Origin of the sequence: Acinetobacter sp. NIPH 1852 (genome assembly GCF_022549455.1) — a bacterium.
In the GTDB taxonomy this organism is placed as follows: Bacteria; Pseudomonadota; Gammaproteobacteria; order Pseudomonadales; family Moraxellaceae; genus Acinetobacter.
Genome location: NZ_JAKZGG010000008.1, coordinates 122,332 through 135,597 on the forward strand (window position 1 = coordinate 122,332; position 13,266 = coordinate 135,597).

Annotated in this window: 11 protein-coding genes and 4 tRNA genes; 7 read left to right on the top strand and 8 right to left on the bottom strand. The window is 41.8% G+C overall.

Going from position 1 to position 13,266, the window contains the following annotated elements:
- The first annotated feature begins 61 nt into the window (after positions 1 to 61).
- Positions 62 to 1,006, top strand: coding sequence for a cation diffusion facilitator family transporter (locus tag MMO38_RS08490; protein ID WP_004673247.1), 945 nt, complete (start codon positions 62 to 64; stop codon positions 1,004 to 1,006).
- A 36-nt stretch (positions 1,007 to 1,042) separates the two neighbouring features.
- Here the strand turns inward: MMO38_RS08490 and MMO38_RS08495 are convergent, their stop codons facing one another.
- Entirely contained in the window at positions 1,043 to 1,381 is a 339-nt protein-coding gene (locus tag MMO38_RS08495) for a hypothetical protein (RefSeq protein WP_004673246.1), read from the bottom strand.
- A gap of 230 nt (positions 1,382 to 1,611) precedes the next feature.
- On the opposite strand from MMO38_RS08495, the gene MMO38_RS08500 reads away from it, so the two are divergent.
- Together MMO38_RS08500 and MMO38_RS08505 are read left to right on the top strand one after the other, a co-directional pair.
- The gene (locus MMO38_RS08500) at positions 1,612 to 3,240 is read left to right on the top strand and encodes a hypothetical protein (RefSeq protein WP_004673244.1); all 1,629 of its coding nucleotides are present in this window, start codon (positions 1,612 to 1,614) and stop codon (positions 3,238 to 3,240) included.
- 207 nt (positions 3,241 to 3,447) lie between these two features.
- A complete protein-coding gene (locus MMO38_RS08505) occupies positions 3,448 to 4,347 on the top strand; it encodes a hypothetical protein (RefSeq protein WP_228127782.1) in 900 nt (299 codons plus the stop codon).
- An 84-nt stretch (positions 4,348 to 4,431) separates the two neighbouring features.
- On the opposite strand, the gene MMO38_RS08510 is transcribed toward MMO38_RS08505, so the two are convergent.
- The 7 genes from MMO38_RS08510 to MMO38_RS08540 form a co-directional block, all read right to left on the bottom strand.
- Positions 4,432 to 4,507 (bottom strand) — tRNA-Glu (locus MMO38_RS08510).
- A 30-nt stretch (positions 4,508 to 4,537) separates the two neighbouring features.
- Positions 4,538 to 4,613, bottom strand: a tRNA-Glu gene (locus tag MMO38_RS08515).
- Positions 4,614 to 4,792: 179 nt separating this feature from the next.
- Positions 4,793 to 6,208: an amino acid permease gene (locus MMO38_RS08520; RefSeq protein WP_004673240.1), complete on the bottom strand. Its 1,416-nt coding sequence runs from the start codon at positions 6,206 to 6,208 to the stop codon at positions 4,793 to 4,795.
- Between the two features lie 114 nt (positions 6,209 to 6,322).
- A tRNA-Glu gene (locus MMO38_RS08525) sits at positions 6,323 to 6,398 on the bottom strand.
- Positions 6,399 to 6,516: 118 nt separating this feature from the next.
- Positions 6,517 to 6,592: transfer RNA gene (locus MMO38_RS08530), tRNA-Ala, on the bottom strand.
- A gap of 57 nt (positions 6,593 to 6,649) precedes the next feature.
- On the bottom strand, positions 6,650 to 8,158 hold the full coding sequence (gene gltX, locus MMO38_RS08535) for a glutamate--tRNA ligase (RefSeq protein ID WP_004673237.1): 1,509 nt from the start codon (positions 8,156 to 8,158) through the stop codon (positions 6,650 to 6,652).
- 104 nt (positions 8,159 to 8,262) lie between these two features.
- Positions 8,263 to 8,562, bottom strand: a complete 300-nt coding sequence (locus MMO38_RS08540) for a hypothetical protein (protein WP_004673234.1) — start codon at positions 8,560 to 8,562, stop codon at positions 8,263 to 8,265.
- 406 nt (positions 8,563 to 8,968) lie between these two features.
- Here MMO38_RS08540 and MMO38_RS08545 point away from each other — a divergent pair, with 406 nt between their 5' ends.
- From MMO38_RS08545 to ftsI, 4 genes are all read left to right on the top strand, one after another.
- Positions 8,969 to 9,961, top strand: coding sequence for a sulfate ABC transporter substrate-binding protein (locus tag MMO38_RS08545; protein ID WP_004673232.1), 993 nt, complete (start codon positions 8,969 to 8,971; stop codon positions 9,959 to 9,961).
- A gap of 199 nt (positions 9,962 to 10,160) precedes the next feature.
- Positions 10,161 to 11,084 carry a 16S rRNA (cytosine(1402)-N(4))-methyltransferase RsmH gene (gene rsmH, locus MMO38_RS08550; RefSeq protein WP_004673230.1) on the top strand — a complete coding sequence of 308 codons (924 nt, stop codon included), beginning with the start codon at positions 10,161 to 10,163 and terminating at the stop codon, positions 11,082 to 11,084.
- Positions 11,084 to 11,422 carry a cell division protein FtsL gene (locus tag MMO38_RS08555; RefSeq protein ID WP_004673228.1) on the top strand — a complete coding sequence of 113 codons (339 nt, stop codon included), beginning with the start codon at positions 11,084 to 11,086 and terminating at the stop codon, positions 11,420 to 11,422. Before rsmH ends, MMO38_RS08555 begins: the two co-directional genes overlap by 1 nt.
- Before the next feature lie 10 nt (positions 11,423 to 11,432).
- Positions 11,433 to 13,265, top strand: coding sequence for a penicillin-binding protein PBP3 (gene ftsI, locus MMO38_RS08560; RefSeq protein WP_004673226.1), 1,833 nt, complete (start codon positions 11,433 to 11,435; stop codon positions 13,263 to 13,265).
- Position 13,266: the final 1 nt, after the last annotated feature.

The window sequence follows — 13,266 nt, forward strand, 5'->3', positions numbered from 1 at the left end:
CACGAGTAAATGATAGTGAAAATAGGCAGTTTTTGTTTTTCACGCAAATGAGGAGTCCAACATGAGTGGACATCAAGGTCATGACCATAGTCATGCAGCGGTGACTGAAGGCAATGTCAAAAAATTGACGATTGCATTGGTGCTCACATCGACATTTTTAGTCGTCGAGGTTATCGCGGGTTTAATGACCCAAAGTTTGGCATTACTCTCCGATGCGGCACATATGTTTACCGATGCAGCTGCACTTGCGATTGCATTGGCGGCTATTCAAATTTCCAAGCGACCAGCGGATAACAAGCGTACTTTTGGTTATCAACGTTTCGAAATTTTGGCGGCATTATTTAATGCTTCTATGCTGTTCTTTGTGGCGATGTACATTTTGTATGAAGCGTATCAACGCGTTACCCAACCCCCAGAAATTCACAGCGTGGGTATGCTGATTGTAGCAACACTGGGTTTGGTGATTAATCTGATTTCAATGAAGATGCTGATGTCCAGCGCTTCAGAAAGCTTGAACATCAAAGGTGCATACCTAGAAGTGCTTAGTGATGCTTTGGGTTCCGTTGGTGTGATCATTGGTGCGATCGTGATTTATTACACCAATTGGTATTGGGTAGATACGATTATTGCGGTCGCCATTGGTTTTTGGGTATTACCAAGAACGTGGATCTTATTAAAGCAGAGTATCAATATTCTATTGGAAGGCGTGCCAGACGAAGTTGATATTGAAAAGTTAAGAAATGACTTATTAGCGCTGGAGGGTGTTGAGAGTATTCATCAATTGAAAGTTTGGGCGATTAGCTCGAGGAATATTCATTTAACTGTACATTTGTTTGCGCCGAATGCGGATCGGAAACGACTTCATCTCGCCGCAACAGAAATGTTGGCGCACCAACATGATATTGCCGAAGTGACCTTACAGATTGAAGATGATGCTGAGATGAATTGTCAGCATACCCATCAACATGCTGAACCAGTAAAGCAAGATCCGCCACATCAGCATTAAGCTGATGTGGAGGTGCGAGATTTTATGATCGGTGTATTAATTTTGCCATTCGTGATTGCAGTCACGGCATTTCCAATGTTTTTGTGCCTGCATAAAGGCTTGCATTGAAATTTTGAAATCGGGTAGATCACGCCAAAATAAGCCACCTGCAATCACACAGACAGCAAATACAACAACAGTTGCAATTTGTAGACCTTGACCTGCGCCATTGCCAAAAAGCCACAGTGCAATGCTAATCAGCACCAAAATTAATAAAATAAAAATTGCTGGAACAAGTAGCACCAAACTCTTCGGTACATTTGGACGAGGGCTATTTGCACCTTGACTGACAGGCATCACTTTTACGCTTTGGCATTTAGGGCAACGGTATTGCATAGATTTTTCCTATTCTGTTTTGGCTATTTTAGCGAAAAAAGCACAAAAGCTAAAACCGAGAATGGCGTAAATTCAAAAATTTACACGATTGCAGCGCATATTGGGGCTGAGCATCGTGGTAGCGCATAAGTTTAAACTCGGCATGCATCTCGTCTAAAGCTATTCGCTAAAGTATTCACAGTCATGATAAGTTGAACGAAGAATTGAGCGAATAATACGCAAGGAAATACATGCTTCCTACTAAAATTTTAAAATTGCGTTTAGCACGGATTGCAAAAGCCAAGGGGCATCTGTCCACACAAGATAAATTGATGTTGGTCAGTATGGAAAGTCCAGACCTTAGCGCCAATTTCTTTTTGCGTTTATTTAAAGTCTCTTTACCGAAGCAATGGAAATTCAAGCATGAGACAGATGAAGATATTCTCTATACAACTCAGTTGATTCGACTGATTGAAGATGAATTGATCCTAGCGTATGAGTTTCATGCACGGAAATATGCTTGGTATGAGCAATGTGTGGCGTACCAACTGAACTATGTTGTTAAACAGCCGACAGCGCAGCAAATCAATGTATATGTACGTCAGCTCGAACTATGTCTAGATCAACAGCCTAAAATTGATTTACTCAGTTATATTCAACAGCACGATCCGAGTGCGGCACATGCTATTGCTTTGGCAAAAGCCTATGCTGGTGCAGCACAATACAGTCAAGCAATCACACACTATGAATGGGCAGCGCAGCAATCACCACAACGCAATGAAGTTGCTTTTTTTGCTTATATTGATTGTTTACTGCATCGTGATGAGCCTGACTATCAGCTGCATGTCAGTGATGTTGAGTATGCCATTGCTTTACTGTGTCGATACAGCAAAGCAATTGATCAGAAAGCCTATTTGAAAATCTTGTACCGCGCCGTGAGCACTTTACTTCCAGCGGCAATTTTGCAAACACGAGGATCAGAAACCAATATTTTGATGGATGTTGGTCGTGGTTTAAATTCACTGGGCAAATCGTTAGGTGGGATACTGGGAGGACGTGAGTTCCAAATTCCTTATAGCAAAGAGGTGATTGCCAGCGCACCCCAATTATTAACCGATTCTCGTGTGCTAGAAAGTATCGCGCAGTCGAGTTCGATGCAACATGCTTTGCAACGCAAATTGATGCAGACTAAAGATCGAGTTGAACAGCAAAGCACCGAATCGCTACTGGAGAATTTGTGGCGATCTATTCAAAAAGATGCTGACACTTTTTTAACTTTGCTGATAGATCAAGAACAGCATGGGCAACTCATACATCTGCTTACTCAACCCATCTTGGTAGATAGGAAAAAATTAGATTTAGGGGCAATTCATACGATTTTGGAGCATGGTCTCCTTCATTACTTAGGTGATATTCGTCTGGATAAACAGCATGCTGAGCGAAATAGTTTGTATCAACAACGTGATGTTGTTTTTGCTGAAATGACGGCATTGGCGCTGTGGTTCCAGCAAGACGTACTTAAAAGTTATTTGCAGCAACAAAGTCATCAATTACAGCAAGTCAAAAAACTGTCGTGCGGTCAATTCGATGAGATTGCACTATCCAGCGGTTTATTTGCCTATCAATTTGAAATACAAAAACGTGCGCAAGATTTATCGGATTGGTTGCAACAGAAATTAGAGAAAGGCAATGATTTTGACAAGATGCAAGCGGCATGGGTCACGCTACGCGAGCTGGTTCATTTTGATCGTGATGAGGGGCAAGAGAAAATAAATCAGATTCAGCAAAGCTTAGACCAGTACAAAACGATGCGTTTAAATCAAATCTTATTGCGTCCAGATCGAAGTGATATACCCAAGCAAAAACAAGATGAAAAGTAACTGGTTTTGAGTGTAAATTAATCAGATGTACGCATCGAAAATTTGAGGATATGCAACAAAAATACGCAAATCGCGCTGCGTTGCATGCTAATCTAGAAAAAACGTTCGACCAGTTCGGAAAGTGGATTATAGCTCATAAGCAGTGAGCCAATAAGTAAGAAAGGGAAGAGGGAGAGCATCTTGAATCAACAAGATGATAAAAAGGCAATGTTCGATATCATGCCAGCAGATACAGCATCTGATAATAAACCATCATTATCTCGTCGGCTCATCAATAAAACATTGCAACATGCACAAGATGCGGTTGAGTTTGCCAGTGATACTTCTCGTAATATTGCGGGTGTGGCAGATGCGGCATTAGATGCCTTAGATCATGTTACCCATCATACCAAGCGCGGTGTCGAGGGGGTGCGGAACTCTGTGCGAGATATTGTCACAGAAACCAGTGAAGCTGCACGTCAAGTGGCGCTCAGTATGGCCAGAGCCTCTTTGGGGAAGAGCAGCTTAACTTTGTATTTGCCGGAAATGTTGCTCAATAATCAGATAAGAAAACGGATAGATCGTACTGAAATTGATGACATTAAAGTTGAATGTGGCAATGATCGTTTTCATATCGAATTAGACGGACACTATCGCCGTTTTCTTTATCGTCTTTCATTAGAATTTAATGTCTTAGAATGTCGTATTGGACAGGAAAAATATTTACGTCTGCGTCAGGTAGATGAACATTTAGACCTTCAGGTCCGTCATGGCGGAACTTTGACCAATTGGGCGGCGCGTCGAGTGGGCAGTGTCAGTTTTGACGTGATTAATTCTTTGCCTATCCCTTTCTTGATTAATCATTTGATTCGGGATGTACCGGGTATTCAAAAAGAAGGGCATCGTATTTGGTATATTGACCTTGAGGAAGCAGGTTTTATTGATTTTATTAATAACCGCTCTTGGATGGTCGATAAGCTGTTAAGTTTAACTGATTTTAGTATTCTGCCTGGTTTAAATATTTTGCAAGAAAGCCGAGAGTTGGTTCAACAGTTGGTTGATCAATTTGAGATTCGAGGCCTGCGTGTACAATCTGGACGTTTAGAGGTTCAGGTTGGTATTGGGTGAAATGTAGAGGCGAACTGTGTTCGCCTTTAAATTATATCCGTGCATAAAAAAAGCCACTGTCAATGCAGTGGCTTTTTTAGAATTTGGCGTCCCTACGGGGATTCGAACCCCGGTTACCGCCGTGAAAGGGCGATGTCCTAGGCCTCTAGACGATAGGGACTTATATTGAGGCATACATCTGAAACATTAATGGCGTCCCTACGGGGATTCGAACCCCGGTTACCGCCGTGAAAGGGCGATGTCCTAGGCCTCTAGACGATAGGGACGTTTCAGAGGTGGGCGTATATTAGGTTGAATTAGATAATGTGTCAAACGCTTTTCAGGCTAAAAGCTAAAAAAAGCGAACAAGTGGATAAAATTACATCAAAATCAAAAAAATGCAGCTTGGGCAAGCTAAAACGATTGAAGTTTTAGCGAACGCAAGTGCATTTTCTCTGAAATTTATTTATTTGCGGTCACGATAAAAGACATAGTGACTTAAGTAACATGCCGCGATAAAGACTAAACAGACGATGAGACCTGCGTGCATTTCGGGATCTGCGGCCATACTTAAGCCTGTAATAAAGCAGAACACAAATCCTAAGATTGGCACGATAGGATACAGTGGCGCAGCAAATTTCAAATCCTTTGCAGTATAGCCAGCTTTATACCATTGACGTCTAAAGTTGAATTGGCTCAAGCAAATACTCATCCACACGATCACCATGGTGAACGCAGCCACACCTAGCAAATTCTTAAAGATGGTTTCTGGGGCAAAATGCTCAGATAACAGTCCAGGAATTGCACCAAACATCGTCACTACAAGCGCAATAATTGGCGTGCCACTCTTTGAAAGTCGAGAGAAAAGACTTGGAAGTTGGCGTTGATCAGACAGTGACCACATCATTCGAGAGGCGGCATATAGGCCTGAGTTCGCAGCAGAAAGTAACGCCGTAATGATTACAAAGCGGATGATGTCATCTGCATAAGGAATACCAATGTAATTAAACACTGTGACAAAAGGACTGCTACTGACACCTTCACCGCCTAAACCTGCGATTTCGAAAGGCAATAAAGCACTGATGACAATGATGGTTCCAACAAAGAAAATCAGCAAGCGCCAAATGGCGGCATTAATGGCTTTCGGCACGTTCACTGCTGGGTCTTTGGTTTCACCTGCGGCAACACCAATCAACTCAGTTCCAGAGAAGGCAAAGTTTACAATCAGCATGGTGGTAAAAATTGGAATCAAACCTTGAGGGAACCAGCCATGCGTGGTCAAGTTGTGGAACAATGGTGCTGATTCAGTACCCTCAAAAGGAATGAGGCCAAAAATCGCCAGTAAACCAAGCAAAATAAACACGATAACGGTTACGACTTTCACCAATGCCAGCCAAAATTCAGACTCAGCAAAAATACGTGTGGAGCTTAAATTGAGAGCAAAAATGGTGAGAGCAAAAATAATGGTCCAAATCCACATCGAGATATGGGGAAACCATTCCTGCATCAATAAGGCTGCTGCGGTAAACTCGGTTCCCAGTGTGGCAGTCCATGTGAGCCAATAGACCCAAGAGATCATGTATCCTGTGCCTGGACCAATGTATTTTTGCGCGTATGCACCAAAAGCGCCTGCCACAGGCATGTGTACAGCGAGCTCACCGAGACATAGCATCACCATATAAGCGATCAAACCACCGAGGATATAGGCGATAATTGCGCCTACAGGGCCAGTTTGAGCAATAACTTCGCCAGAACCTAGAAATAAACCTGTACCGATTGCACCACCGAGAGAGAGCATCACTAAATGACGCGTACTCATAGCACGTTTTAATGTTTTTGGTGCATTTGGGTCTTGATGGGTATTTGAGTTGGAAGATTGCATACGACAATTTGTCCAAGCATAGAGAAGCGGCTATTTTATGGAAAAATCGAAAATGTGCAATCTGATTTAATGGAAAGATTGTGAGAAAAATATAATTATTAGATAAACAGAATATGGCGTCCCTACGGGGATTCGAACCCCGGTTACCGCCGTGAAAGGGCGATGTCCTAGGCCTCTAGACGATAGGGACAGATGAGGCATTTGTGTGCAACAAAATATTGCAAACTTTTAAACTGAGCTTGCCTGCGCACAGCGTAGCTGTTTGCTTAAATTTTAAGGAAAAGTTTTACTTTTCTAATCTTAAAATTTGGTGGAGCCAAGCGGGATCGAACCGCTGACCTCTACAATGCCATTGTAGCGCTCTACCAACTGAGCTATGGCCCCAGTTTGTGTGAGGCAATATTAGGAGGATTGCACTCACACGTCAATGATTATGTTGGATTAACTCTCACTATTTGCATCATTTTTCGGCAATTTTAGCGATTCATTTAACTTTTCCCACACTTTCAGTTCTTTCTTGCTTGGCGAACCCACAATTTCCAAAGCATGGCGTAAACGCGCAAAGGTTAAATCAGGACCAATCGTCACCATTGCTTGCATCACAGGGGTTGAGCTGGTTGAACCCGCAATCGCAATAAAAAAGGCAGGCATAAAGTCACGCAATTTAATTTCCATTTGATTTGCCAAGTCCATCAGTGTTTGGCTCACCGTGTCATTGTTCCATGTGAATTGGCTTTCTAAGCGCCAAATCGCGAACTGTAAGCTTTGACGAACTTGTTCTTCAGTCAACTTTTTGCTTTCAAATTGTTCTTTGCTGATTTGTGGCATGTGATTGAAGTAAAAACCTGCCCAATTCACAGCTTCTGACAACAAGTTGATTCGCGGTTGAATCGCAGCAGCAATCTCTTCTAAAGTCTTTGGATCATTTTTCCATGTGAGTAAACGTTCTAACAATTGTGCAGGTGTGAGCGCTTTAATCCATTGACCATTTAGCCAATTTAGTTTTTCAACATCAAAGATCGGGCCGCCCAGTGAAACACGTTGTACGTCAAAGTTATCCACCATGTCTTTTAAGGTGAATACTTCACGCTCGTCAGGCATCGACCAACCCATACGACCTAAATAGTTCAATAGAGCTTCAGGTAATACTCCGATATCTCGATAGTAGTTGATCGAGGTCGGATTTTTACGTTTTGAAAGTTTTGATTTATCTGGGTTGCGCAATAAAGGCATATGGCACAGCGCAGGCATGTCCCAGCCAAAATATTGATACAATAACTGGTGTTTTGGTGCAGAAGGGAGCCATTCTTCACCACGTAATACGTGGGTGATTTCCATCAAATGGTCATCTACGACGTTTGCAAGGTGATAAGTTGGCAAACCATCCGTTTTGAGAAGCACTTGCATATCGACTTGTGCCCATGGGATTTCGACTTCGCCACGTAACATATCATTGATTTTACAAATACCTTGTTCAGGTACTTTCATGCGGATGACATGTGGTTCACCTGCTGCAAGACGCTGTTGTACTTCTTCTTGTGAGAGTTTTAAACCACGGCCATCATATTTCGGCGTTTCACCACGGGCTTGTTGTTCAGCACGCATTTGATCGAGTTCTTCTGCGGTTGCGAAACAGTAGAACGCATGACCTTTTTCAATTAATTCAAGTGCATATTGCTTATAAATGCCCATACGTTCAGATTGGCGATATGGGGCATGTGGGCCACCCACATCTGGGCCTTCTGACCAATTTAAGCCTAACCAGCGTAAAGAGTCTAAAATCATTTTTTCAGATTCAGGTGTTGAACGAAGCTGATCCGTATCTTCGATACGTAAAATGAACTCACCACCGTGCTGTTGAGCAAAACATAAATTAAATAATGCAATATAGGCAGTGCCTACATGAGGAAAGCCTGTAGGAGAGGGCGCAATGCGAGTACGAACTGTCATAAGTGATCGGCGTTTAAATTAGAATTTGAACTATTATAACGAAAAAGCCTAGTCACGGTATGACTAGGCTTATTTAAACATGTGAGGAATTACATATTTAATCGTTAAGATGTATGCGGTTGGAATATGGTTTGAACGAAACGGGAAAAACGTTCGTGTTGACTAGCAAAAAAAGTTTGAGTCGGTGTTGTACGAATACTATTCAACATTTTTAATTCATCATCTGTTGCAGATAATGAGGTATTGCGTTTTTGCTGATCGAGCGCTTTAACGATCGGTGAAGTCGTCTTGTCTAGCGTTTTTAAACTGTTGTTTTCTTTAATCGCAGCTGCATGCCCAACAGATATAGAACAAGTTAAAAATAAACTTAGGCATAGTGCTTTTTTCAACTCTAATGCTCGCATTGCTCACATCCCCTTTTTGATTTCTGGTCTATCAAGACCAACCAAACAACTAATAATTTGCTTTATAGATACAATTTAAACATAAAAAATAATAAAAAAGTAGAACTGCGTCACACTTTTTACAAAAAATCTAAAATTTAGCCACGCCGTTATATATGTTTATAACAGTGTTGCTGCTTTGTACACAATACAAATTTAGCAAGCAAATGTGTAGAAAGCGTGGAGGCCCTCACTTTTCAAATGTTAGCTCACAATCTCTCTGTAAACTTATAGTGCAATAGATACATTGATGGGGTATATCTGAAAAGCAGAATAATAATCTATTTATTAATATAACCATATGATTGTAAAGCTATTTGATACTAAATATAGTGCTTATGAATGGGGTCTGATGAGGAAGAAATAAATGAAAATAGTAATAACAACATTTTTGCTGTTGAGTTTAACCAGTGTAGCCCAAGCAGCGACAGCCTTTCTAAATGTATCTTATGATCCAACGCGTGAGTTTTATCAAGAATATAATCAGGCATTTGGACAGTACTGGAAGCAAAGAACAGGTCAAGACGTTAATTTTAAACAGTCACATGGTGGGTCGGGTAAGCAAGCTCGATCCGTGATCGATGGTCTACAAGCAGATGTAGTGACTTTAGCACTTGCCAATGATATCGATGAAATAGCGAATGCTGGTTTAATCCGAAAAGATTGGCAAAAACAATTTAAAAATAATTCTGCACCCTATACTTCAACCATTGTCTTTTTAGTTCGCAAAGGCAATCCAAAGCATATTCGTGATTGGAATGACTTAACTAAAGATGGCGTTGAAATTATTACCCCAAATCCTAAAACAGGCGGTGCGCCGCGTTGGATTTATTTATCCGCTTGGGGTTATGCATTAAAACAACCCGCTGGAAATGATGCAAAAGCGCGTGAGTTGGTCAAAAAACTTTACCATAACGTCAAAGTTCTAGACTCAGGTGCACGTGGTTCTTTAACGACTTTTGCTGAACGTGGTATTGGTGATGTGCTGTTATCTTGGGAAAATGAAGCGTTATTGGCAACTCAAGGTTTGGGAAAAGATAAATTTGAAATCATTTATCCCTCTATTTCGATTTTGGCAGAGCCTTCGGTTGCAGTCGTCGATAAAACAGTAGATAAAAATGGAAATCGTCATTTAGCGCGTGGCTACTTAAACTTCCTTTATTCCCCTTTGGGACAAGAGCTTGCGGCGAAACATTACTTCCGCCCACGGCATCCGCAAGTCGCAGCAAAATATGCAGCGCAATTTCCGAAGATTCAATTGTTCAATATTAATCAGGTGTTTGGTGGATGGGAAAAAGCGCAAAAAACACATTTTGTGAATGGCGCAGTTTTTGACCAAATATATTCCCAAAAGCGATAGAATGACGTGTCGCTGCTTCGGATTACTTAAGTGCAAAAAGCAAATATGCGAGGTATTTGCTTTTTTTATTGAATGGAAAATGATAAGAAAACGGTTTTACCTATGAAAAGTTAAGAATTCTCTACAAAAAGTCGTTTGGTACTGGCATAAAACAAGGTGATAATGTGCAGTTACATTTTTAGCTGTTGATTTATCTACTATGTCGCATATTTCTGTCTTACTTCACGAAACCATTGATGGCGTTTTGGCAGGTCGCGACTCAGGTGTTTTTGTTGATGCCACCTTTGGGCGCGGCGGTCATACCAAATTATTGCTCTCAAAATTAGATCAAAATGCACGTGTTTACGGATTCGATAAAGACCCACAAGCGCTTGAAGTCGCAGCACAATTAGAACAAGAAGATCCTCGATTTAAAATTATTCATGCCAGTTTTGCAGATATACAATCTGAGCTAGCCAAGATCGGTATTACTGAAGTCGATGGCATCATGGCCGATTTAGGCGTGTCTTCACCACAGCTTGATCAAGCAGAGCGTGGTTTTAGTTTTATGAAGGATGGACCATTGGACATGCGGATGGACAATTCGCAAGGTCCGACTGCGGCAGAATGGTTGTTGAAAATTGAAGAAGAACAACTCGCCAATATTATCTATCAATACGGTGAAGAGCGTTATAGTCGCCGTATTGCCAAAGCGATTAAAGCAGCAGGTGAAATTACCACCACTGCCCAGCTTGCAGAAATTGTTAAAGTTGCCCATCCAAAATGGGAAAAGCATAAACATGCTGCAACGCGAACCTTTCAGGCGATTCGCATTGCCTTAAATAAAGAGCTGGATGATATTGAGGTATTTTTACCGCAAGCTGTAGAATTGTTGAAAGCCGAAGGTCAATTAGCCGTGATCAGTTTCCATTCTTTAGAAGATCGTCTAATTAAGCAGTTTATTCAAAAAGAATCGACTCTAGCTGAAGATCATGGTTGGGGCATGCCGCAACAACGTGTTGATACGCGACGTTTAAAGAAAGTGTCTCGTATTCGTGCGAGTGAAGCTGAAGTGAAAGAAAATCCTCGCTCTCGTAGTGCATGGTTGCGAGTTGCAGAGCGTATAGAGCAGAAAGGCAAATAATGAACAATAAAAATGATGACGAGGTTCTACCAAACAGCAAAAATGGACTGAAAAAAGTCGTTGTTTATGCTGTACTTGTTGCACTGGTGTTCACGAGCGCAATGATGGTGGTGTTTCAAGTATTTGAATATCGTCATGACTATCGTGACTTGAGTGCATATATGCGTGAAAGAGATGATTTAAATGCTGAATGGGGGCGTCTGCTTATTGAGCAGCAAACCTTTGGTGCGACGGCACAGATTGGTTCACGTGCGGTTACGCAACTCCGCATGTTCTCACCACCCGCGGCACAAACCGTTGTGATTTCTTTACCTACGACCTCGAAGCAAGATAAATAAGGCATGCTGTATGGCAGATAAGCGAAGTAAACCGATACGAAGAAAACAGCAGTCTATTTCGGCAAAACCAACACTTGCTTTGGATATGTGGCGGTTTTATTTGCTTTGGGGTGTGGTACTGCTTTGTTTCGTGGTTTTAGTGGCACGTGCATTTTATGTGCAAGTGGTCAATAAAGACTTTTTGCAAAATAAGGCCAATGCCAATATTTTACGGACTGAACGTCTAGAAGCAATGCGTGGTGTGATTAGTGATCGTCACGGTGTGCCGCTGGCAATCAGTACGCCGATTATGAAAATCGTGATTGACCCAAGAGATTATTGGGATGCCAAAAAACAATTTAATGAAATTACTGAAGAACTTAAAAAAGATCCGACCAATCGCCGCCTAAAACGTCAATTGCCCAATAAAAACTTAAACTTAGATGAATTGGCAGATGCTGTTGGAATTGACCGTAAAGTTTTAAAGCAGCAAATGAATGATCGGGCACGTTCGCGTTATTTGGTATTGCAAAAAGAAATCCCACCACAACAAGCTGATTTAATTATAAAACGCAATTTTCAGGGTGTTTATACTGAGAAAAGTTATAAGCGTTATTACCCTCAGCCTCAAGCAAATGCACAAATTATTGGTTTGACCAATAGTGAAGGTACGGGTATCGAAGGCTTAGAAATGCAGTTGAATACACGACTGGCAGGGGTTGATGGCGAACAGAAGATTATCCGCGATAAAAAAGGTAATCGCCTCAAAGTTTCGGAAGTGATCAAAGAGGTTGAATCAGGCGAAAACATTACCCTGAGTATTGATTCACGATTGCAATACATTATGTATCGCGAGTTGACTGCTGCGGGTGTTGCAAACAATGCACGCTCAGCCACAGCGATTGCTGTCGATGTCAAAACGGGTGAAATCTTGGCAATGACCAGTTGGCCATCTTATAACCCAAATGATAAGGGCGGGCTTTCAAATAAAGATGCCATGCGTAACCGTGGTGCGATTGATATGTTTGAACCAGGTTCAACCATGAAGCCATTTACTGTTGCTGCTGCATTAGAAAGTGGTCAGTACACACCGAATTCAATTATCAATACCGCACCAGGATCGATGCGTTTGGGTTGGCATACCATTCGTGATACCCATAACTATGGTGCGCTGACATTGACAGGCGTTATTGTTAAATCATCAAACGTGGGTTCAGCGAAACTTGCCTTGTCTTTGCCTAAAGATGCTTTGCCGTCCTTTTTCCGTCGTGTCGGTTTTGGTCAGCGTTCGGATGTAAGATTTCCCGGTGAGAGTGCAGGTTTACTCTATTCGGGAGATAAGCTTAACTCCTCACAACTGGGTACGATGGCATACGGTTATGGCCTGAATGCCACGATTTTACAACTTGCACAAGGTTATGCGATGTTGGCGAATCATGGTATGGAAATGCCATTGAGTTTGCATAAGCTAGAACATGCACCCGAAGGCAAACAAGTGCTTGACCCTAAAATTGCAGATCAAGTTTTAATGATGTTAGAACAAGTCACTTTACCAGGAGGAACTGCAAAACAAGCCGTAATTCCTGGTTATCGTGTTGGGGGTAAAACGGGAACAGCACATAAACTTCGCGCTGACCGTAAAGGCTATTCAAATAGTGAATATCGTGCTTTATTTGCGGGTGTGGCACCTGTGAGTGACCCTCGTTTAGCAATGATCGTTGTCGTAGAAAATCCGCAAGGCCGCTACTATGGTGGTTTGGTTGCAGCGCCTGTTTTTGCCAGAATTATGCAAGAGTCCTTACGCTTACTCAATGTCCCTTTGGATAGACCACTAGATACTTCACCCACTCCAGTGCGCAGGTAAA